This is a genomic window from Shuttleworthella satelles DSM 14600 (genome assembly GCF_000160115.1).
In the GTDB taxonomy this organism is placed as follows: domain Bacteria; phylum Bacillota; class Clostridia; order Lachnospirales; family Lachnospiraceae; genus Shuttleworthia; species Shuttleworthia satelles.
In genome coordinates, this window is the sequence record NZ_GG665867.1 from 113,823 (window position 1) to 137,030 (window position 23,208).

Below are 23,208 nucleotides of genomic sequence, written 5' to 3' on the forward strand. Positions count from 1 at the left end.
CATTCATCTCTGCTTCTTCGCATCCTCCTGATGCCGGCGCAGGTCGATCAGTTGATCGCGCAGGTCCGCTGCCCGCTCAAAGTTGAGATCTGCCGCCGCGGATTCCATCTTCTTGCGGATATCCAGGATCCGCTCCTCCAGCTCCTCTGCGGACATATCCTCCGGTTCCTTGCAAAAAGCGGCGTCCTCTTTCGCCAGCTCCCTGGAGATGGCGATGACCTCCTGGATCTTCTTTCGGATGGTCTGTGGCGTAATTTTGTGTTCCTCATTATAGGCCTGCTGCATAGCCCGTCTGCGGTTGGTCTCCTCAATGGCCAGCCGCATTGAGTCCGTGATGGTGTCCGCATACATGATGACATGGCCCTCTGAATTACGGGCCGCGCGGCCAATGGTCTGAATCAGGGATGTCTCAGAGCGCAGGAAGCCCTCCTTGTCCGCGTCCAGGATAGCCACCAGAGTGATCTCCGGGATATCCAGTCCCTCGCGCAGGAGGTTGATGCCGACTAAGACATCGAAGACATCCAGACGGAGGTCGCGGATGATCTGGGCCCGCTCTAAGGTGTCAATATCGGAGTGCAGGTATTTGACCCGTATTCCCAGCTCCAGCATATAGTCGGTCAGATCCTCTGCCATGCGCTTGGTCAGGGTCGTGATCAGAACCTTGTGTCCCTTCTTCGTCTCCCCGCGGATTTCTCCGATTAGGTCGTCAATCTGCCCCTCCACAGGGCGCACGAAAATCTCCGGATCCAGAAGGCCTGTGGGCCGGATCACCTGCTCCGTCCGCATCAGCTCGTGCTCCGCCTCATAGTCCCCGGGTGTCGCCGACACAAAGAGCATCTGGTCGATCTTATTCTCGAATTCCGCGAAGTTGAGAGGACGGTTGTCCAGAGCTGAGGGCAGGCGAAATCCGTAGTCTACCAGAGACCGCTTCCGGGCCTGGTCCCCATTGTACATTCCCCGGATCTGGGGCAGGGTGATATGACTCTCATCAATAATCATCAGAAAGTCATCCCCAAAGTAATCGATCAGGCAGTAGGGGGCCTGGCCGGGCTTCTGCCCAGTCATATGGCGGGAGTAATTCTCAATCCCGGAGCAGAAGCCTGTCTCCCGCAGCATCTCAATGTCAAAATTGGTTCGCTCCGCAATCCGCTGAGCCTCCAGGAGCTTATCATTCTGCTTGAAATAGCGGATCCGGCTGTCCAGCTCCTCCTGAATGGTCTTGCAGGCCGCGTCAATCTTCTCCTGGGGCACAACATAGTGACTGGCCGGGAAAATGGCCACATGCTCCATCTCGTGCCTGGCCTCCTGGGTCAGCACATCGATCTCAAGGATGCGGTCGATCTCGTCACCGAAGAACTCCAGCCGGTAGGCATAGTCGCTGGCCACAGCTGGAAAGATGTCCAGGACATCTCCCCGGACGCGAAAGGTTCCCCGGGAGAAATCCAGGTCACTTCTCGTGTACTGCATATCAATCAGAGATTTAATGGCGTCATCCCGGTCAATCTCCATTCCCGGGCGGAAAGAAACCATCATGTTCTCGTAGTCCTCCGGCGATCCAATCCCGTAAATGCAGGACACCGACGCCACAATCACCACATCCCTCCGCTCTGCCAGGGCCGCCGTCGCTGACAGGCGCAGCTTGTCAATCTCGTCATTGATTGCGGAATCCTTGGCAATATAGGTATCGCTCTGCGGCACATAGGCCTCGGGCTGGTAGTAGTCATAGTAGGAGACAAAATACTCGACGGCGTTCTCTGGAAAGAACTCCTTCATCTCTCCGTAGAGCTGGCCGGCCAGGGTCTTGTTGTGGCTGATAATCAAAGTGGGTTTGTTCAGCTTCTGGATGACGTTAGCCATGGTAAAGGTCTTGCCGGAGCCGGTAACCCCCTTCAGCGTGGCGAACTGGTCGCCCTCTCTGAAGCCCTTGACCAGAGCGTCAATGGCCTGAGGCTGGTCTCCGGTCGGCTTGTATTTGGAATGTAAGACAAAATGATCCATGATTCTCCTCAATCTCAGCTTCCGGACGCCTCTGTTCCAGGTCCCTCTTTTCGAACATGTATTCTGGTTCGCATATTATAGCACGACTACTCCCCCTGTCCAGTGCCCTGACAAATTTCGCCGCCTTTCCCCTATTTCCCGCATTTCTCCCCATTTTCGCATTTCCCCCACAGCTGCATCAGGCCCCGCAATGGCTGAAAAAGAGGAAGCCCCTCGGCCTCCCCTTTCTCTGTACTGTTCCTGTCCAAAATCAAAGATAAGCTCCGCAGCAGTCATTCAGGGTGTCATTTCCCCGCCACAGCAGTCACTCAGACTGTCACTTTCCCGCCACGGCAGTCACTCAGACTGTCACTTCCCCGCTCCATGACAATACTTGTACTTCTTCCCGGAGCCACAGGGGCAAGGATCGTTGGGATATACCTTGGCATGTCGGCGCACCCTAGGACCGGAGGCGGATTCAGACAGATTGGTCCCGGTCTCCTGGGCCACCTCTTCGCGTTCAACAGGCCGCTCAATCCGAATGCGATAGAGCATCTGCACCGTATCCTCACGGATGGCCTGATTCATCTCATCCACCATGTCATAGGAGATTCTCTTGTACTCATCCACAGGATTGCGCTGGCCATATCCCTGCAGGCCGATTCCCTGGCGAAGCTGGTCCATATCGTCGATCTCCTGCATCCAGTGCTGGTCAATGGCCCGCAGGAGTACAACGCGCTCGATCTCGCGGAAGTCATCCGGATTCTCGAATTCCGCCTCCTTCTTCTCGTAGAGCTCAACTGCCTGTTCTTTCAGACGCTCCTTAAGCTTGTCGACCCTCTTGATGTCCGCCAGACTTTCCACGGTCAAATTCTCCAGGGGAATTACCGGGATTAGAACCCGCTTGAGCTCATGGATATCCCACTCCTCACGATCCAATTCGGGCGTGATGACCGTGTCGACCAGACTCTCAATATTCGTGTCGATCATATCCAGAATATTGTCCCTCATATTCTCGCCGTCCAGGACACGACGACGCTGCTCGTAGATCACCTCCCGCTGCTCGTTCATGACCTGATCGTATTCGAGAAGATTCTTGCGGATGGCGAAGTTGTTGGACTCAATCTTCTTCTGCGCGTTTTCGATGGCCGAGGAAAGCATCTTGTGCTGAATGGGTTCATCCTCGGGAACCCCCAAGGACTCAAACATGCCAATCAGCTTCTCGGAGCCGAAAAGACGCATCAGATCATCTTCCAGGGAAATAAAGAACTGGGACTCGCCGGGATCGCCCTGACGGCCGGAACGGCCCCGCAGCTGATTGTCGATACGGCGGGACTCATGGCGCTCGGTGCCGATAATCTTAAGACCCCCGGCAGCCCTGGCTCCCTCATCCAGCTTGATATCCGTACCACGGCCGGCCATATTGGTCGCAATGGTCACAGCTCCGTGCAGGCCTGCGTTGGCAACGATCTCCGCCTCCTTCTCATGGAACTTGGCGTTTAAGACGTTGTGCGCGATTCCCTGGCGGGAGAGCATTTTCGAGAGAAGCTCTGAGACGTCAATATTGATGGTGCCGATCAGAACCGGCTGTCCCTTCTCATGCGCCTCCAGGGCCGCCTCAACGACAGCCTTGTACTTCTCCTTCTTGGTCTTATAGACCACGTCATTGTGATCCAGCCGGATCACCGGCATATTGGTGGGGACCTCGACGACATCCATCCCGTAAATATCTCTGAACTCCTGCTCTTCCGTAAGAGCCGTACCGGTCATTCCTGCCTTCTTATCATATTTATTGAAGAAGTTCTGGAAGGTGATGGTGGCCAGAGTCTGGCTCTCCCTCTTGACCTTCACGTGCTCCTTGGCCTCAATGGCCTGGTGCAGACCATCGGAGAAGCGGCGGCCGGGCATAATACGGCCGGTGAAGGAATCTACGATCAAGACCTCATTGTCCTTGACAACATAGTCCTGATCCCGGTGCATGAGCTGATGGGCGCGCAGGGCAAGGATCACATTGTGCTGAATCTCCAGATTCTCAGCATCCGCCAGATTGTCCAAATGGAAGAAGTTCTCGACCTTCCTGACGCCGTCCTGGGTCAGACTGACCACCTTGTCCTTCTCATTGACAATGAAATCCCCTGTCTCCTCAGGCATTTCTCCCATGAGAGCATCCATCTTGGAGAGCTCCGGCATATCGGCCCCGCGCTTCAACTGGTTGGCCAGCACATCACAGGCCTCATAGAGGCGGGTGGACTTGCCGGATTGGCCGGAGATGATCAGAGGAGTTCTGGCCTCATCGATCAGGACCGAATCGACCTCGTCGATGATACAGTAGTGCAGGCCCCGCTGAACCATATCCTTCTCATAGACAACCATGTTGTCGCGCAGATAGTCGAATCCGAGCTCATTGTTCGTAATATAGGTAATATCGTTCTCATAGGCCTCGCGGCGGGAGTCCTTGTCCATATCATTGAGGACACAGCCGCAGGTCAGCCCCATGAAGCGATGAACCTGCCCCATCTGATCCGCGTCACGCTTGGCCAGATAATCATTGACTGTGACGATGTGAACTCCCTGGCCGGTCAGGGCATTCAGGTAGGCCGGCATGGTCGCAACCAGCGTCTTACCTTCTCCGGTCTTCATCTCGGCGATACGACCCTGGTGAAGAATAATCCCTCCGATTATCTGAACCTGAAAGGGCTTCATGCCAAGCACCCGGTAATCCGCCTCGCGCACGGCGGCATAGGCCTCCGGGAGCAGATCCTCCAGGCTCTCGCCGGTAGAATAGCGATCCTTGAATTCTCTCGTCTTCGCTGCCAGCTCCTCATCGGTCAAGGCCTGCATGGCCTCGTCATAGGACTCGACCTTTCTGACCAGAGACATAAGGCGCTTGACCTCACGCTGACTGTGCGTTCCAAAAAATTTACTTGCTAAACCCATCTTATCTCCTGCGGCGGTCAAATGCGCCTCACGGGCATTTCATCGCTATAAACTAAATAAAAAGTGAAAGCTGTTTTGGCTGCTCTTTCTGCTCCTGCGCTCCGCCTCATCTATCCCTTGATCCATCCTAAGATCAGATCGCGCGCGCTGTCTTCAAGGAAGGCCGTGAGGCGAAATCAGGCCTCCTCTGCGCTAAGCGACATTTTAGCACGAACCAAAGATTGTTCACAAGTTTTCTGTCTCCATAGTTGTCAGAATTTTCTCAATATTTATTGTTTTATATCCATAAACTATTCTGAATATTATTTGTTTGCAGTTTTTTCTTGACAAGGCTGATCTACCTGTGTATGATGAAGTCACAAAGAAACAAGAAGAGCCGATCGGATAACCAAACTTCTTACTTCTTTATTCAACATTAAACTTTCATCAGATTGGAGGTACAGTCCGAAGGGTCACATACGAACTACCCCAACCGCCATCAGCCGGTATAAGTTGATAGGATCTTCCTGAACCATACACATCCGACTTTATGATAGAAGCTATTTCAGCTTAGGTTCCAGAAGGAGAACCAGAAGAGACAGAGCGAAGTGATACGAGATGAGACATGTATGAAGTCGTCAGATGATCCGGGAGGAAAAGAGGCGCGAGCAGGGCTCGCTGTATTGTAACCGTTGACTGTTACCCGAAAGGGGGTAAAAGTCCGTTGGACAATTTAATAGATGTTAATCCGTAGGCGGGGATCCTGGTCGAAGAGAAAGGCCAAGGTCCTCGCTTTTTTGGCTCTATGTCAAATGTTGGGGCGGGATCCTTAAGAGCCCATAGCGGACTTTCGATTAAGCAGGGTGATACTACCAGGAAATCATCTCATAGCCGTCCTCGGTGACAAGGACCTGATACTCCCACTGGGCGGACAGAGAACCATCCAGCGTGTAAATCTCCCAGCCGTTCTTTTTGTCCGTATATACCTTACTGCTCCCGGCATTGATCATGGGTTCAATAGTAAACATAAGTCCCGGCGCCATAACCATCTCGCTTCCCCGCCTGGTCGTGAACCCGACCCAGGGATCCTCGTGAAAGCCATTGCCTACCCCGTGGCCTCCGATCTCCCGAACCACCTGATAGCCGCAGGAAGTCGCATAGTCGTTAACCGCCTGACCGACATCGCCCAGAAAGCCCCAGGGCTTGACCTGCTCCAGACCCAGATCACAGGCCTTCTTGGTTGCCTCCACCAGCTTTCTGGCCTCCTCGGAAACCTGCCCGATCATGAACATCCGGGAGGAGTCGGCATATTTCCCATTTAAAATGGAAGTGCAGTCCACATTGATGATATCCCCTTCCTTGAGAAATACGTTCTCAGAGGGAAAGCCGTGGCAGACCTGATCGTTGACCGAAGTGCAGACGCTGTATGGAAAGCCCTCATAGTTGAGCGGGGCGCAGACAGCGCCATAGCTGGCCGTCTTCTCCGCAACGATGCGGTCAATGTCCGAAGTGGGCATCCCCTCACAGATCTTCTCTGCCACCTCATCTAAAACGGCCCGGTTGACCTTGGCGGCCTCCCGAATCATGGCAATGTCCTCCTGCGTCTTGATCAGGTCACGACGGGGAACAATGTGCCCCTGACTGGCCAGATGATCCAGCTTCTGGTCAAACGCCATATGGCACTGCTTGTACTTGCGTCCGCTGCCGCACCAACAGGGATCATTTCTTCCAACTTTCATCTTCCGCTTCTTTCTATACACAGAATTGGTTCTGCACAAAAATTCTTGAACAGGATCCTGAACTTGTCCTTTCTTTGGAATCCAATGCAATTCTGCTCTCTGATTCCTGATCTGTCAACTCAAGAGGAGCATTTCGTCTTCATCCCATCTCAAGAGAGGCATGCTGTCTTTACCTCATCTCAAAAAGGGAGCATTTCATCTTCAACTCATATCAAGAGGGGCATGCTGTCTTTACCCCATCTCAAAAAGGGAGCATTTCGTCTTCGACTTATATCAAGAGGGGCACTTCATCTTCCGGGAGAAGACAGCCCCCTTGTCAGACTAACAGACCGACCACTATCAGCGCATCTGCGTCAAGCGCAAGATTACGATTGATAGTGGCCGGCCTGCCAGTCAATTCTTCTTATTGAAATAGATGTTCCTGTTAAAATCAAGTGCCCTGTCTCAGACGCCCAGACGGCGAATCGCGGTGATGGAGCCGAAATACTTATTGTAAGGGCGGCCATAGCGGATCCCGCACTGCTCATTCTGAGCCTCAACGACAACTCCGTTGCCGGCATAAATCGCCACATGGCCAGGGTAACAGATGATATCTCCCGGCTGCATATCCCTCTCGGCCACCGGCTTACCCACATTTACCAAGCTCTCTGAGGTGTAACCGTGTTTGTCTGCCTGCGCCTGACTGAGCAGGCCGAAATGCGCCATCACCTGGCCGACAAAGCCGGAGCAGTCCGCTCCATTGGTCAATGACGCTCCTCCCCAGACATACCTGCGTCCCACAAACTGGCAGGCATAAGCGACGATGGCGTTCCCGCCTGAATAGCGCTCTGTTGTCGTATTGCTGCTATTATTCCTGTTCGTGGAGGTATTCTTATTGGTAGTATTCTTTGAAGGTGTGGTGTTCCCTCCATTGTTCGAGTTCTTCCTGGAAGTATTCCCACCATTGTTGTTGGAACTGTCCTGACTGTTATTCGCTTGTCTGGTCTGGTTAGTGCGATTCTGGCTCTGAATCTGCGCGAGTCTCGCGGCAGCCTCCCGCTCCTGCTTCTGGCGCTCCAGTTCCGCCTGTTTTGCAGCTAAGGCCTTGGCCTCCTCCAGCTGGGCGGACAAATTGCTTGCCTCCCCCTGCTTGGAAGAAATCATGGTGTTGAGATTGGTCTGCGTCGTCTTCAGCTCTCCCTGACGAGCGCTCAACTCAGCCTTCTCGGATTCCAGAGACCCCTTGAGGGCAGTCACCTCTTCTACGGTCGCCTTGTAAGAACCCAGAAGATTTCGATCATAGGTGTAAAGCTGATTGGAGTACTCCACGCGGCTGACCAGTTCGGCCAGGCTGCCGGATTCCGCCATGATGGCCAGGAGGGAATTATTATCCCCTGTCTCATACATGCTCTTCATACGGGCCTTCATATCCCGATACTGCTGATCCGCAGCAGCCTGCCCGTCCTTAATGCTCTGCTCCGTGCTTGCGATCTCCTGCTGCTTGTCTGAGATCTGCGTCTGCAGATCCTCCAGCTGCTTGACCACCTGCACCAGATTACTGTCCAAAGAGGCGAGCTCACTCTGAACCTGTGCCTGCTGAGCCTCAATGTCGCTGATCTCCGCCGCTTCTACCTGGGGATAGGAAGCAGGCATCATCACAAGAGCTGATGTCAAAACAAGCGAAAAGGTAATTCCCTTGGCTGCCAGCTGAAAAGTACGTCTGCGCATTCTGAAAACTCCTTAATCCTCAATCCTCGCACAACTGCATGCGAATCTCTTTGGTAATAATGTCCGTGTAACTGAAACTCAGAAGCTGAGCCGGTTTCCTCTCTTCTCTGTCATCCACCAAAATCGTGAAGACACTTGGATAGGCCTCCTGAATCACGCCTTCCTGAACATCGATCTTGTTCCTTCCGCGATCGAGTTGAAGACGAACTCTGCTGCCGCAGCTCTGGGCAACGGAAGCCCGTACCTTATCGAAGTCTGAAGTTTCCATCTATTATCCTTCCTGGTGTCGGATCCACGCGATAGACGCCAGAGTCAAGAGCTCCAGATAAGGCGGATCACATTTTGGTCTATGATAACATCTCATCTGTATTTTGTCAAAGTTCTGTAACATTTACTTGATTTTGATACGGTAGCATTTCCCTGATCTTCGACCCGGTTATTTATCTGTAACATTTGCTTCGTCTTCTTCCCTAAAATACTCCAAAGCAGCTTGGCCCGCCGGAAGAATTTTATCCCCTTCATATGATATGATAGGGTCATCATGTGAATTGATCTTTCAAAGGAGACCGCAATGATCCGAGGCGTCATCACCCTTCTTTTTGTCATCCTCTTTCTGCTTGTAACCAGCCCTCTGCTTCTCGCGCTCTGGCTCTGGCACAAGGCATCTCCCGACTCAGCCTGGCGCGTCAGCCACAGGATCTTATCCTGGGCTGTGACTATGATCCAGCGACTGGTGGGCGTCAGACTGGTCGTCCGCGGTCTAGAGAATATTCCCCGGGACAGGGCTCTTATCTATATGGGCAACCACCGGAGCTTCTTTGATGTCCTCTGTACTCTTCCCCTGCTGCCCGGTCCCACTTCTTATATCGGGAAAAAGGAATTCTCCAGGATCCCCCTTCTGTCCACCTGGATGTCCTGTCTTGATGTCCTCTTTTTAAACCGCAAAAATACCCGTGAAGGCCTGAAAATGGTCCTGGAAGCCATTGATATGCTCGGGCGCGGACACTCCATTTTTATCTACCCCGAGGGCAGCCGGTCCAAGACCGATTCCATGCTCCCCTTCCACGGGGGCAGTTTTAAGATTGCCAGCAAATCAGGCGCCCCCATTATACCGGTTGCCATCAGCAACAGCTCCAGAGCTCTGGAGGATCAATTCCCCCGCCTGCCCTGGACGCGCAAATCCACTTTGATCCTGACCTTCGGCCCCGCCATTGAAACCGCGGATCTGGACCGTCAGGCCATCCGCCGGCTCCCCGATCAGGTTCGCTCCTGTCTGGCAGGAATGCTTCTGGAAAACGGAGAAGTCTGGCAGCACGAGGCCTCTGCCCTGGAATTAAGAGAATTTGCCGCAGGCAAGGCCTCCCCCTCTAACCCCGGCGTCAGTCTGCAGGACGCGGGGCTTTCCGCTCCGCCTCAGCCTCTTCCTCGTTGACCTTTTTGGCCGCCTGGATGGCCTCGTTGAGGGAGAGCATCTTGGCATCCAGCATAGAGACGAAATCCGCGCACTCCCTCAGATCTCTGCTGATATAAGCCGGGGCCTTGCCCTCGAACTTGTAATAGATCTTATGCTCTAAAGAGGCCCAGAAATCCATAGCTATGGTGCGGATCTGGATCTCCACCTTGGTGTCCACCACCCGATCTGACAGGAAAATAGGCACAGAAACCAACAGATGATAAGATTTATAGCCGGATTCTTTGGGCTTGGAAATATAGTCCTTGACCTGGAGAATCCGCAGGTCATTCTGTCTCTGGATCGACTCGACGATTCGATAGATATCAGAGGTAAAGGCGCACACGATACGGATTCCCGAGATGTCATTGCAGTACTGAACCATGTTATGAATGGTCGGCTCATAGCCGTATCTCTTTAATTTGGCCACAATACTCTCAGGGGACTTGATTCTTGACTTCACATACTCGATGGGATTGTAGCGGTGCACATGCTGAAATTCATCGATCAGGATCTCAACCTTGGTATTGATCTCCTTGAGCGCCGCATTGTACAGGAGCATCATCGTATTCCAGCTGTCCGGCCCCTCGCCGATCGCTTCAAGAGCTTCCATCTTCCACCTCCCGGCCTGGTACTCACTCCTTCTATTCTACCATAGATCTTCTTCAAGCACTTGAATCTCCAGGAAGTCAAAGGAGAGCTCTTCCAGGAAAGAGTCCTGCCCGAAACGCGTTTTCGCGTGCCGCTTGAACTCACGAATATTCTGGTCCAGCCAGATGGGCCTGGGAAGATCAAGGGCATAACAGGCCTCTTCGATCGCCCCATAAATCTTCCTGGTCCGACTTTGATTACTCTTGTCTTCCACCGTGTAATCAGCGATATTTCTGCCCGAGGCAATCTCCCGAAAGTCAATCCTCATCTTATCCTCGCCTTCTCTGTCTCGCCGCCTCATACATGAGGATTCCGGCCGCCATCGCCGCATTTAAAGACTCCAATCGTCCCCCCATAGGGATACGGATTCTGGCCTCTGCGAGGGCAGCCGTCGCATCCCTCAAGCCGCTCCCCTCATTGCCGATCAAGAATCCGCAGGCTGTCCTGCAGTCCGCCTGATCATAATCACACTTGGCCTGCAGGTCAGCCGCGTAGAGACAAACGCCTGACTCCCTGGCCCTCTTAAGATAGGAGGACAAATCCTCTGTGATCAGCCAGGGAACCCGATAGAGGGAACCCATGGTAGACCGAATCACCTTGGGGGAGAAGAGATCCACCGTATCTCTGCTCATCAGAATGCCCGTTGCTCCCGCCCCTTCTGCCGTGCGAAAGATCGTCCCCAGATTGCCGGGATCCTGAATGTTTTCTAAAATCATAAGAAGGGTCTTGTGTCCGCCCAGAAGCTCCTCCCACTGATAGGCGGGCTGTCGGACCACTGCCAGGATTCCCTGGGGTGTCACGGTATCGGACATGTACTCCATCACAGGATCAGAGACTTCCAGCGGACCTGTTTGTCCGCCCTGCGTTTTTCTGTTTTGATTTCGGCCCGCTTCCAGGCTGTCCAGGAAATCCCGATATCCCCTGTCCTCTCCGTGCTCTGCGAGGAAGCGCTCTGAGACGTAGATCTCTCTGACCAGCTCCGCCGGGGTCTCGCAGACCATGCGAAGCCCCTCCGCCACAAAGAGCCCCTCCTTGCGGCGAATCCTGCTCTTCTTCTGCAATTGGCAAACCTGTCTGACATGTTCATTGGATGTGCTTGAGATCATTGTTCCCCTTTTCTCTTTAAAAATCCGAGGCTCTATGACAGGGATTCATTCCTGCCTTCAGGCCCGCTTCCAACGAGTCTGCAGCAGGGTCCGCTTCTACAGTCAGGACTCTTCCATAAGAAAATAGAGGGAGCAGCCGCCTGCCTCCTCTATCTCTTTGGTCCCGCTTCTTACTGCCAGTCCTCTCTTGGTCCATCAATTGGACAGGACGCGGCAAATCTCCACCTGATACTTGTCCAAGTCCTTATTCATCGCCAGGGCCTCGTCAATATCAAAGTCCTGGAACTCGCCATGATTATAGCCCACAACCCGGTTGGTTCTACCCTCACAGAGGAGATCCACTGCCATGGCTCCCATGGTGGAGGCGTAGACGCGGTCTTTAGCCGTGGGAGACCCCCCCCGCTGCATGTGACCCAGGATGGTTGCTCTGGTTTCGATTCCGGTCGCGGCCTCAATTCTCTTGGCCATGGACATGGAGTGTCCGATGCCCTCCGCGTTGACAATAATGTGATGCTGCTTGCCCCTGCGGCGATCCGCGATAATGTGGTCCACTATGGACTGCTCATCATAGTTATAGATCTCCGGGAGGAGAACATCCTCGGCGCCGTTGGCGATACCGCACCAGAGGGCAATGTAGCCGGCCCCCCGTCCCATCACCTCAATGATGGAGCACCTCTCATGCGATGTCGATGTATCACGCACCTTGTCGATCGCCTCCATGGCGGTATTCACTGCCGTGTCGAAGCCGATGGTGTACTCGGTACATGAGATATCCAGGTCAATGGTTCCGGGCAGGCCGATGGTGTTGATCCCGTGGGCGGCAAGTTTCTGTGCCCCCTTGAAGGATCCATCGCCTCCGATGACAACCAGGCCGTCAATCCCATGCTTCTTGCAGATATCGGCAGCCTTCTTCTGATATTCTTCCTGGGCAAACTCCAGGCAACGGGCCGTCTGAAGAATCGTCCCACCCTTGCCGATGATATCAGAGACACTGTGGGCGTTCATCTCCACAATCTCCTCATTGAGCAGGCCCGCATAACCCCGATGAATTCCCTTGACCTGCCGGCCGGCTGCCAGCGCCTTTCGAACAACGGCGCGAATGGCTGCATTCATTCCGGGCGCATCGCCTCCGCTGGTCAACACGCCAATGCATTTAATCTCTTTCACCATGGACTCTTCCTCCAGTTTCTATAATATCGGGCTCATTTTACCGCCCATCCTCTTTCTTTTCAATAGAGAAGAAGAGTCAGGGTCCTATGAGGCGCTCTCTGATCATCTTTTCTCTTTCCCCTCACGCTCTTCTGCTAGGGCAGATCCGGGCGATATCCCTGCCGCTTTCTGCCGAATAAATATTTGCCGCTGACAAGTCTGACATTGTCCTGTCCGAACATCTGACCAAGAGAGGTCAGGGACTCCGAATCTGTCCCCATCTGCCAGTCCGCCGGCATACGGCGGATCGCCCTGTCTGCTCTGCGGTAAATGATCAAATCGGCGGATCCGGCCGCGGCCTGACGCTCCCGCGAAATCTGACAGAGCTTCTTCAGCGCGTCCGCTTTCTCATCGTACTCGGCCTGATCCCGGATCTGGATCCATATCTCCCGGGGCACCTGGTCAAATAAGACCAGATCCTCAACCAGAACCTTGGCATCCCTGTCAATCTCCACACCCGCTCTGCCGTAGACTAAGACCTTGGTGTCCAGCTCCAGAAAATCCCGAACTCTCTCGAAGGCCTTCGGGAAGACGACAAGCTCGACCGTCCCGTAGAGGTCCTCCAGGTTGAGGATCGCCATGGGCTGGTTGTTGCGAGTGAAGCGAACATTCTTGGAAGTGATCATCCCCGCTAAAACCACCTGCTTCTTGTCCTGGATCGGAGCCTGTCCCTTCTCCTGATCCAGCCGAAATTCCAGTGTATTATCGCTCGTATTCTTTCGGATCAAATCCAGATCGTCTTCCAGGGGGTGTCCCGAGACATAGATCCCCAGAACTTCCTTCTCGAAGGCCAACAGCTGCTGCCTGTCAAACTCCTCCACATCCGGCATCTTAAAGGCGAAATCCTCTCTGCCCTCTTCCCCGGCGATATCAAAGAGACTCATCTGTCCGGCCATGGAGTGCTTCTTCTCAGAGCTGACCTGATCCATAATCGTCGGAAAGATATAGGTCATCTGCCTGCGATTTCCATCCAGGGAGTCACAGGCTCCCGCCTTGATCAGGTTCTCGACAGACCGCTTATTGACCGCCTTGTCGGACACCCGGGTCAGGAAATCCTCGAGGGTCTTGAAAGGCCCGCGGGCATTTCTCTCCGCGACAATGGCGTCAATGACCGGATGTCCGACGCTCTTGATCGCATACATTCCGTAGCGAACCCCCTTGTCATCCGCCACAAAGCGCCCATCCCCGGAGTTGATATCGGGGGGCAGAACCTCAATCCCGATCTCCCTGCAATGGGCAATATACTGAGATACCTTGTCCGACTGGTTGATAAAGGTCGTCATCAGGGCTGCCATAAACTCCCTGGGATAGTAGTGTTTGAGATAGGCTGTCTGGTAGGTAATCACCGCGTAACAGGCCGCATGGGACTTGTTAAACGCATAGTTGGCGAAATCCATCATCTCATCGTAGATCTTACTGGCAACTGCTTCGGAAATTCCATTGGCAAGACAGCCGGCCACACCCTCTTCCCTGTTCCCGAAGATAAAGTTATGGCGCTCCCTCTCCATCTCATCCGCGTGCTTTTTGGACATGGCGCGGCGAACCAGATCCGCTCTGCCCAGGGAATAACCGGCCAGCTGCTGGACGATCTGCATCACCTGCTCCTGATAGACAATACAGCCATAGGTCGACTCCAGGATCGGCTTGAGCTGGGGACAGTCGTAGACGATGGCGTCCGCATTCTTCTTGCCCTTGATATAGCGGGGAATAAAGTCCATGGGGCCGGGCCGGTAGAGGGCGATTCCCGCGATAATGTCATCCAGATTGGCGGGCTTGAGCTCCTTCATGAAGGACTTCATGCCGGCGGACTCCAGCTGAAACACCCCTTCACACTGGCCCCTGCCGATCATGGCGTAGACCTCGGGATCGTCATAGGGGATCCGGTTGATATCCAGGTCAAGCCCGGGATGATTGGCCCTGGCGTCCCGAACGGCATCTGCAATGACATTTAAGGTGCGAAGCCCCAGAAAATCCATCTTGAGCAGGCCAAGCTCCTCCACCTCAATCATATTGAACTGGGTGACGACATTTCCGTCGGTTCCTCTGGCCAGGGGCACATACTCATCCATTGCCTTGGCTGCGATTACCACACCGGCGGCGTGGGTAGAGGAATTGCGGGGGAGGCCCTCCAGCTTCCGGGCCATATCAATCAGATTATGGACCTCCTCGTCCTCATCGTAGGACTTCTTCAGCTCCGGATTGGCCTTCAGCGCCTTGTCAATCGTGATCTTCAGCTCCTGCGGAACAGACTTGGCCACCGTATCCACCAGGCCATAGGGGAGATCCAGGACACGCCCCACATCTCGAATGGCATTTCTGGGCGCCAGCGTTCCGAATGTGATGATCTGTGTGACCGCGTCTTCCCCGTATTTCTCAGTGACATAGCGGATGACGTCGCCCCGGTGCTCATAGTCGAAATCCACATCGATATCCGGCATGGTGACTCTCTCCGGATTTAAAAAGCGCTCGAAAATGAGCTGAAAGCGGATGGGGTCAATATCCGTGATCCCGGTCGTATAGGCCACCAGAGAACCGGCGGCGGACCCGCGGCCGGGACCGACGGTACAGCCGTGGGTCCTGGCGTAATTGATGTAGTCCCAGACGATCAGGAAGTAATCCACATAGCCCATCTTTTGGATGACGCCCAGCTCGTAGCTCAACTGAGGCTTCAGGGCATCCGCCCCATCCCCGTAGCGCCGGTCTAAACCCTCATAGCAGAGTTTGTTGAGATAGGTCCAGGCGTCATAGCCCCGGGGCACCGCGTAATGAGGCATCTTGGTCACACCAAACTCTATGGTCACCTGGCAGCGGTCGGCAATCTTCTGGGTGTTCTCGATGGCCTCCGGGGCGAAGGGGAAGAGCTTGCGCATCTCTTCCTCACTTTTGACATAGTATTGACCGCCCTCATAGCGCATGCGGTCTGTGTCCGTGATCTTCTTGCCTGTCTGAATGCAGAGCAGGACATCGTGAGCTTCCCAGTCCTCAGCCATGGTATAGTGGCAGTCATTGGTCGCCACCAAGGGAATCCCGGTCTCCCCCGAGAGGCGGATCAATTCCTGAACCACGCGTCCGTCGACGGCCTGTCCGTGATCCTGCAATTCCAGATAGTAGTTGCCATGGCCGAAGGTATTCTCGTGCCAGAGGGCCGCCTCCTTCGCCGCCTCATACTGACCTCTCTGCAGATACTTCTGCACCTGTCCCGCCAGGCAGGCGGAGGTGCAGATAATGCCCTCGTGATAGCGCTCTAAGATCTCCCGGTCAACGCGGGGTTTATAGTAGTAGCCGTCCACGAATCCCGCGGATACGATCTTGATCAGGTTAGCGTAGCCACGGTTGTTCTCGGCGATCAGAATCAGATGGTAGTAGCGATCCTCCCCCGCCGACCCGGAATTTCTGTCAAAGCGGGAGCCGGTCGCGACATAGACCTCACATCCGATCAGGGGCTTGATTCCCTGCGCATGGCACTCCTTATAAAATTCAATCACGCCGTACATGACACCGTGGTCGGTGATCGCCGCGGCATTCATTCCCAGTTCCCTGACCCGGCTCACATAATCGCGGATCTTATTTGATCCGTCCAGGAGACTGAACTGGGTGTGGCTGTGAAGATGGACAAAGGACATTTACAACTCCTCTCACTCTACCTCGACAATCCGTGGAGAGCTGCCGCGAACCAAAAGCTCCAGCCCCGCGTAAGCCGCGATCAGTCCGCCAAACAGGCAGACAAAATAACTGACCGGATTATCCGCGGAGATAACAAGTCCGGGGATGAAGGCGCTCGTGGCGTTAAATGCCATATGCAGAAGAATCACCAGCGTCAGATTCTGTGACTTCTCCTTGACATAACCCAGAGCCAGCCCCAGGAGAAAGGCCATGGTCCCCTGCAGCATATTCATGTGGAAGAAACCAAAGAGCAGGGCCTGGAGGATATTCGCCATCCAGAATCCACCGACGCGGCGGGCATAACTCATGGTCAGACCTCGAAAGCAGAGTTCCTCGCAGACAGGGCCCAGACAGACGGCATAGAGGATCATGGGAAGGGAGGTCTGAATGTCATCCAGTCCCGACGAGCGGAGGATCCCCTGATATTCAGCCATCCACTGGGGAACCAGGGCTGCCAGAGTGTTCATGATATAAGTGGACAGGTACTGAGCTCCCAGGATAAAAAGCAGGATCCCCGGGATCAGCATCCAGGACCAGTGCTTGTACTGGCGGACCAGGCAGCGGTAATCCCTGGCGGGCTTCTGGGTCAGAAGAAATTCTCTGCGATACCAGATGCCGAACCAGATCACGCAGATGAAAGCGTAGACAAGCAGGGTCAGGCTGGTAAAAGCCTGCCCCTGCATCCGCTCAAAAGAGGAGCGGATGAAATCGGCATAGGAGCCTCCCTCGAAGTGAATGGCCTGATCCACCACCAGGATCTGACTGGCAAAAACCGCCACCAGGTTCTGGACCAGGGCCGCCGCCAGAAAGGGCAGAAGGATATACCAGCCGGTATTCCGACGGGGCCGGCGTGTGTCTTTGGGTGATATATTTCGATTGTTGTCGGGCATGCTTTTGTCCTCATTGTTCAGCTCATTCACCAACCTATTCTAGCATAGTGTCCCCTTCTTCTGCAGTGTGCCCTCCGATTTATTCCGGTCGCAGCCCGCTGATTGATTCCGGTCGCAGACAGCAAACTCATACCGTGCACGACAGACAGCAACTCTATGCGACGTACAGCAAACGATACTGCCTGCGGCAAAAATGGAATATACAGAAAATCTATGCTGCGTACAGCAAACTATGCTGCACAAAAAAGACCGCGGCCAGGGGAATCTCTCGCCTGACCGCAGTCTTCCTGCTTATCGCCTCATCGGGCCTGCGCAAGTCTTCTGATCTGCGCAGCTCTTTAGAACTTTCCGTCCTTAGCGGCCTCCTCAACAGAAACAGCTACGGCAACCGTTGCCCCGACCATGGGGTTATTCCCCATACCGATCAGACCCATCATCTCAACATGGGCAGGGACAGAGGAAGAACCCGCAAACTGAGCATCCGAGTGCATGCGGCCCATGGTATCGGTCATACCGTAAGAAGCCGGGCCTGCGGCCATATTATCCGGATGCAGGGTACGGCCGGTGCCGCCGCCGGACGCAACTGAGAAGTACTTCTTACCCATCTCATTACACTCCTTCTTATAGGTGCCTGCGACGGGATGCTGGAAGCGGGTGGGGTTCGTGGAATTGCCGGTGATGGATACGCCGACATTCTCCTGGTGCATAATCGCAACGCCCTCCTGGACATCATCGGCTCCGTAGCACTTGACGGACGCGCGTATCCCCTTGGAGTAGGGAGTCTCACTGGTGATGTTCAGCTTGGCACTGTGATAGTCGTACTGTGTCTCTACAAAGGTGAATCCATTGATCCGGGAAATGATCTGGGCGGCGTCCTTGCCCAGTCCGTTTAAGATCACACGCAGAGGCTTCTGGCGAACCTTGTTGGCCTTGCTCGCAATGCCGATCGCCCCCTCGGCTGCGGCAAAGGACTCGTGTCCTGCCAAAAAGCAGAAGCACTCTGTCTCCTCCTCCAGGAGCATTTTACCAAGATTTCCATGGCCAAGTCCTACCTTGCGGTGGTCTGCGACCGAGCCCGGAATACAGAAAGCCTGCAGTCCCTCACCGATTGCGGCGGCTGCATCGGCAGCCCTGCGGCAGCCCTTCTTGATCGCGATGGCCGCGCCGACCGTATATGCCCACTTGGCATTCTCGAAGCAGATATTCTGAATTCCCTCTACCATATGATAGACATCGAGACCGGCGTCCTCTGTGATCTTCTTAGCCTCCTCAATGTCCTTGATCCCATAGCTGTTTAACACGGAAGTGATCTTCTCGATTCTTCCCTCATAATTCTCAAATAATGCCATGATTATCGTCTCCTTCCTCTCGAATGATCACTCTTTACGGGGATCGATGAACTTAACAGCGTCATCGATGCGGCCATACTGGCCCCTGGCCTTCTCCCATGCTGTGTTGGGATCGTCACCCTTCTTAATAAAGTCTGTCATCTTACCGAGTGAGACGTATTTGTAACCGATTACCTGATTGTCCTCATCTAAAGCCAGGTCCGTGACATAACCCTCTGTCATCTCCAGATAGCGGACTCCCTTGGAATTGGTCGCGTACATGGTTCCAACCTGAGAACGAAGGCCCTTGCCCAGGTCCTCAAGGCCGGCGCCGACAGCGAGTCCGTCATCAGAAAAGGCGGACTGAGAGCGCCCATAGACAATCTGAAGGAAGAGCTCGCGCATTGCGGTATTGATTGCATCACATACAAGGTCGGTATTGAGGGCCTCGAGAATGGTCTTGCCCTGGAGGATCTCCGCTGCCATCGCGGCGGAATGGGTCATTCCCGAACATCCGATCGTCTCGATCAGGGCCTCCTCAATGATGCCGTTCTTGATATTCAAAGAGAGCTTGCAGGCACCCTGCTGCGGCGCGCACCAGCCAACGCCATGGGTGAATCCTGAGATATCGCCAATCTGCTTGGCATGAACCCACTTTCCCTCCTCGGGGATGGGAGCCGGTTCATGCTTTGCGCCCTTGGCGATCGGGCACATATTCTGTACTTCTGTTGTGTAGATCATCGTTGAACTCCTTTCATAGATGCAACAATACACTGCGGTACTCCCACATACCGCGCATATCGTTAATATCTTCACACATCTGAGGAGCTTCGTCTAGCACTTCTTTTCCCACGCGGACTCTACGCCCACGCGGGCTCTCATACAAATCCATACCCTGAAAGCAGTTCTTTCGCCTTCCGCCTCTCCGGGAACCCCCGCAAATTCCATTTCATGGCCTCCCGGGGCAGACGCCTGAGGCCCTCTGCTCAGCTTAAGAAGGCAAAGGGATCCCCCTCCCCCAGAAAATGCATGAGCTGATAAGCCGTCGGCATGCTGACCTTGCCTTTCGCCAGGATCTCTCTGACTCTTTTTCGATCGGCCAGAATCACCTCGATTTCCTCGCTGTCCTCCTCATGCGCTGTATCAGGCAGGCCGTAGGCGTAGCCGTAGACGATCCCGTTGTTCTCATCCGTCATGCCAATCGTGGTGAAGCGAGCCTTCTCAAAGATGGGATCGACATCCAGTATGTCCAGCTTCAGTCCGGTCTCCTCGAAGGTCTCCCGAGCCGCGGCCTGGCGCATGTCCTCTCCCGGATCGACCAGGCCGGCGGGCAATTCATAGACAAAAGAGTCCACTGCCGCCCGGTATTGACGGACCATCACAACCCGAAGATCCGCGGATTCGCGAAGGCTCTGACAGGCCGCCTCATCTTTTGAGTCGAAGGCTTCTTCTCCCGCATAGAGGGCATAGACGATCACCGCGTCCGCATCCTCTTTTTGCGACTTCATCTTCAAATCTTCCACCCGTCCGGCACGGGAGGCCAGCTGGTAGCGCATGGGAGCGCCAGTCTTCTTCTCTCCCTCCAGGATATACATGTTCAGGAACTTCTCATCCGTAATCTTATGGATCCGCCTGATCGTAGCCATCCTTCCTCCTCTGTCTCCATCAAACTGATCAAGAGTAAATTCGCTCCAGAGCAACAAAAATCCTATCCATCGACACACGTCCCGGAGCAAACCCGTTCTCTACTCTCTGTCCCCGCCATGGGTATCCTCTTTTCCATAGCTCTCCTGAATCGCCTTCACCACTTCCTCAAAGCCCATGAAATGTGACGCCTTGACTAAAACGGTATCGCCCTCCTTGAGCCGGCCAAGGAGATCCGCCAGCAATGCGTCCCGATCGGGACAGGCATAGATTTCCATCGGCTTCTCGCGCCGATGGGCACCTCCCCCTTCCTCAGCAAAGAAAGCTCCTTCCTCCCTCCTGTTCAAAGAGGCATCACTGGCCCCTCTTGCGATCTCCCGGCCCAGAGCTCCTGCGGCATAGAGCATATCTATCCCTTCCTCTGCCGCTCTTTCCCCGAGTTCGTAGTGCATAGCGGGGGCATTTTCTCCCAGCTCTCCCATATCTCCCAAGACGGCGATCCTGCGTCCCTTTGCCCTTGCCAGAACCGCAAGAGAGGCCCGCATCGAAGAGGGGTTGGCATTGTAGCAGTCATCAATCAGAGTCAGCCCGCCCAGATGCAGGAAATGAGCTCTGCCGGAAATGGTGCTGGCCGTCTCCATCCCCGCCTTGATCTCATCCAGATCAAGTCCCAGGCTCTGTCCGACAGCTGCAGCCGCCAGCGCGTTGTAGACATTGTGCTCACCGGGAATGGGAATGACCGCCTCAAAATCCCCTTCGGGTGTAATAAAGGAGGCTGACATCCCCTCCATGCCCAGGGCCGACAGATTCTCGGCTCGATAGGTCTCCCTGGCCAGGCGCTCCTGGTCCGTATAGGCGGCGCTCATATCAAAACAGCCGTCAGCCAGACCATCTCGATCCTTAGCCTTGGCCAGATGCTCCGCGATCTGCCCATTCAGCCGGGCCAGCTTGTCTTTATCCTTCTCCCTGGCAGCCGCGGAGGAATCTACTCCCAGACCATAAAAGATAATTCTGGCGCCGCCTGCCCTGCGGATACAGTTGAGATGGTCATCATCGCCGTTTAAAATAACGCTTGCCCCGTCCGCCAGATAGTCAAAAACTTCCGTCTTAGAGGCCAGGATCCCGTCTCTGGTCTTCATGAATTCCAGGTGCGCCTCGCCGATGTTCGTAATGACGACAATATTTGGACGGGCAACGGCGGCCAGGGCGGACATCTGCCCGAAGTTATCAATTCCCATCTCCACAACGGCGACCTGGTGATGGTCGCGAATCTTCAAGACTGTCATGGGCATGCCGATCTCATTGTTGAAATTCCCCTCCGTCTTAAGAACAGAGTAGTGCCGACTTAATACCGAGGCTACCATCTCCTTGGTTGAGGTCTTTCCCACACTGCCGATAATACCCACCAGGGGAAGCTTCAGCTGCCGGCGATAATACGCGGCAATGTCCATCAGGGCTCTCTGCGAGCTCTCTACACGGATACAGGGGCCGACGGGATCCGTCAAATCCTCTTCCGAGAGGGAACAGGCCGCCCCCTGCTCGAAGGCCTGGGGAATGAAGCGATGGGCGTCTACCTTCTCGCCGACAAAGGGGATAAAGAGAAAATCTCTCTCCACCTGCCGGTTGTCTGTGACCACTCCGGCAATGGTCAGCCGCTCATAGTCGGCCTTCACACGGCCGTTTGCGTAAGGCTCTTCAGCCGGAAAGATCAGCTCTCCTCCACAGGCAGCCGCAATATTTGCCAGGGTCATGTTCTTCATCTTACTCTCCCCTCTCTGATCCATCCTGTCTTAACTTCTCCTATTCTGCACAAAAAACCCTCTGTCCGCAATGGTACAGAGGGTTTGGAATCTGATTCGGTCTCATTTTATTTCTGATATTTTTTGAGGGAGATGCGAATGATCTCCTCACACAGGTCATCATAGGACATGCCCAGAACCGCCTCCTCCTGGGGGAGCAGAGAAGTCGGTGTCATACCCGGAAGGGTATTGGCCTCCAGACAGAAGATGCGGCCGGATTCATCCAGGAGAAAATCCTGTCGGGAATACGTCGTCAGTCCCAGCGCCTTGCAGACATCTGCGGCATACTTCTGCATGAGCCTGCTTGTCTCCTGGGGCAGGTCCGCGGGGCAGGTCTCAACCGCGGATCCCGCCGCGTACTTGTTTTTGAAGTCATAGAATCCCCGGATGGGAGCGATCTCTATCACGGGAAGAACCTGATCCTCCATGACGCCGACAGAGAACTCCCTGCCCTTGATATACTCCTCAATGACAACCTCGTCCTCCCAGTAGAAGGCCTCATCCAGGGCCTCCTCAAGCCGACCGGGGTCCTCCACAATTGTGACTCCCACAGAAGACCCCCCGCAGGCGGGCTTGACCACACAGGGATAGTGAATCTTTGCCTTCTTAGCCGCGTCCTGACGTTCCTCTTTCTCCAATGTGATTCCGCTGGGCGTCGGTATTCCATAGGCTGTAAAGAAGGTCTTGGCCACTCCCTTATCCATGGCAATGGCACAGGGCAGATAAGAATTCCCTGTATATTGAATGCCAAAGAGGTCAAACGCAGCCTGTACTTTTCCGTTCTCTCCATCGGCCCCATGCAGAGCCATGAAGACGATATCGGCCGCCTGACAGATTGCGATCACATTGGGACCGAAGAAGGTCTTGGACTGATCCTTACGCCCGGCACGGATGGCCGCAATATCCGGCGCTGTTTTGGGGATATCCTCCACCCTGACAGAGACCTCCTCCGCCCGGTCGAAGATATCGCTGATATCGCACTCCGCATCCCCATAGCCCATGAAGACGTCCAAAAGCAGAACCTGGTGTCCCTTGCGGCGAAGAGCCCTGGCCACCATATCCCCGGACTTGAAAGACACATCCCGCTCGGTACTTAAGCCACCTGCCAGAACAACAATCTTCATCTCTA

Annotated in this window: 17 protein-coding genes; 1 reads left to right on the forward strand and 16 read right to left on the reverse strand. The window is 54.4% G+C overall.

Going from position 1 to position 23,208, the window contains the following annotated elements; translation table 11 throughout:
- Positions 1–3: 3 nt before the first annotated feature.
- The 5 genes from uvrB to GCWU000342_RS07320 form a co-directional block, all read right to left on the reverse strand.
- Positions 4–1,998 (reverse strand): excinuclease ABC subunit UvrB, encoded by a 1,995-nt coding sequence (uvrB, locus tag GCWU000342_RS07295; protein ID WP_006906728.1) that lies wholly within the window; start codon positions 1,996–1,998, stop codon positions 4–6.
- 348 nt (positions 1,999–2,346) lie between these two features.
- Positions 2,347–4,914, reverse strand: a complete 2,568-nt coding sequence (gene secA / locus GCWU000342_RS07305) for a preprotein translocase subunit SecA (protein WP_006906730.1) — start codon at positions 4,912–4,914, stop codon at positions 2,347–2,349.
- Between the two features lie 848 nt (positions 4,915–5,762).
- Positions 5,763–6,632 (reverse strand): methionyl aminopeptidase, encoded by an 870-nt coding sequence (locus GCWU000342_RS07310; RefSeq protein WP_045000872.1) that lies wholly within the window; start codon positions 6,630–6,632, stop codon positions 5,763–5,765.
- A 444-nt stretch (positions 6,633–7,076) separates the two neighbouring features.
- On the reverse strand, positions 7,077–8,339 hold the full coding sequence (locus GCWU000342_RS07315) for a coiled-coil domain-containing protein (protein WP_006906733.1): 1,263 nt from the start codon (positions 8,337–8,339) through the stop codon (positions 7,077–7,079).
- A 19-nt stretch (positions 8,340–8,358) separates the two neighbouring features.
- Positions 8,359–8,607 carry a Veg family protein gene (locus GCWU000342_RS07320; protein ID WP_006906734.1) on the reverse strand — a complete coding sequence of 83 codons (249 nt, stop codon included), beginning with the start codon at positions 8,605–8,607 and terminating at the stop codon, positions 8,359–8,361.
- Between the two features lie 303 nt (positions 8,608–8,910).
- Here GCWU000342_RS07320 and GCWU000342_RS07330 point away from each other — a divergent pair, with 303 nt between their 5' ends.
- Positions 8,911–9,771 carry a lysophospholipid acyltransferase family protein gene (locus GCWU000342_RS07330; protein WP_006906736.1) on the forward strand — a complete coding sequence of 287 codons (861 nt, stop codon included), beginning with the start codon at positions 8,911–8,913 and terminating at the stop codon, positions 9,769–9,771.
- Here GCWU000342_RS07330 and GCWU000342_RS07335 read toward each other — a convergent pair.
- The 11 genes from GCWU000342_RS07335 to GCWU000342_RS07390 form a co-directional block, all read right to left on the reverse strand.
- Positions 9,719–10,402 (reverse strand): GTP pyrophosphokinase, encoded by a 684-nt coding sequence (locus GCWU000342_RS07335; protein WP_006906737.1) that lies wholly within the window; start codon positions 10,400–10,402, stop codon positions 9,719–9,721. The genes GCWU000342_RS07330 and GCWU000342_RS07335 overlap by 53 nt on opposite strands.
- Positions 10,403–10,438: 36 nt before the next feature.
- The gene (locus GCWU000342_RS07340; RefSeq protein WP_006906738.1) at positions 10,439–10,708 is read right to left on the reverse strand and encodes a hypothetical protein; all 270 of its coding nucleotides are present in this window, start codon (positions 10,706–10,708) and stop codon (positions 10,439–10,441) included.
- Between the two features lies 1 nt (position 10,709).
- The gene (locus GCWU000342_RS07345) at positions 10,710–11,546 is read right to left on the reverse strand and encodes a TrmH family RNA methyltransferase (RefSeq protein ID WP_006906739.1); all 837 of its coding nucleotides are present in this window, start codon (positions 11,544–11,546) and stop codon (positions 10,710–10,712) included.
- Positions 11,547–11,741: 195 nt separating this feature from the next.
- Positions 11,742–12,716: a 6-phosphofructokinase gene (gene pfkA / locus GCWU000342_RS07355; RefSeq protein ID WP_006906741.1), complete on the reverse strand. Its 975-nt coding sequence runs from the start codon at positions 12,714–12,716 to the stop codon at positions 11,742–11,744.
- A gap of 134 nt (positions 12,717–12,850) precedes the next feature.
- On the reverse strand, positions 12,851–16,378 hold the full coding sequence (locus tag GCWU000342_RS07360; protein WP_006906742.1) for a DNA polymerase III subunit alpha: 3,528 nt from the start codon (positions 16,376–16,378) through the stop codon (positions 12,851–12,853).
- A gap of 12 nt (positions 16,379–16,390) precedes the next feature.
- A complete protein-coding gene (locus GCWU000342_RS07365; RefSeq protein WP_049921658.1) occupies positions 16,391–17,308 on the reverse strand; it encodes a CPBP family intramembrane glutamic endopeptidase in 918 nt (305 codons plus the stop codon).
- Positions 17,309–17,646: 338 nt separating this feature from the next.
- Positions 17,647–18,657 carry a GGGtGRT protein gene (locus tag GCWU000342_RS07370; protein WP_006906744.1) on the reverse strand — a complete coding sequence of 337 codons (1,011 nt, stop codon included), beginning with the start codon at positions 18,655–18,657 and terminating at the stop codon, positions 17,647–17,649.
- A 27-nt stretch (positions 18,658–18,684) separates the two neighbouring features.
- Entirely contained in the window at positions 18,685–19,377 is a 693-nt protein-coding gene (locus GCWU000342_RS07375; protein WP_006906745.1) for an iron-sulfur cluster assembly scaffold protein, read from the reverse strand.
- Between the two features lie 245 nt (positions 19,378–19,622).
- Positions 19,623–20,282, reverse strand: coding sequence for an NUDIX hydrolase (locus GCWU000342_RS07380; RefSeq protein WP_006906746.1), 660 nt, complete (start codon positions 20,280–20,282; stop codon positions 19,623–19,625).
- 99 nt (positions 20,283–20,381) lie between these two features.
- The gene (locus GCWU000342_RS07385) at positions 20,382–22,064 is read right to left on the reverse strand and encodes a UDP-N-acetylmuramoyl-tripeptide--D-alanyl-D-alanine ligase (RefSeq protein WP_006906747.1); all 1,683 of its coding nucleotides are present in this window, start codon (positions 22,062–22,064) and stop codon (positions 20,382–20,384) included.
- Between the two features lie 83 nt (positions 22,065–22,147).
- A complete protein-coding gene (locus GCWU000342_RS07390) occupies positions 22,148–23,203 on the reverse strand; it encodes a D-alanine--D-alanine ligase family protein (protein ID WP_045000875.1) in 1,056 nt (351 codons plus the stop codon).
- Positions 23,204–23,208: the final 5 nt, after the last annotated feature.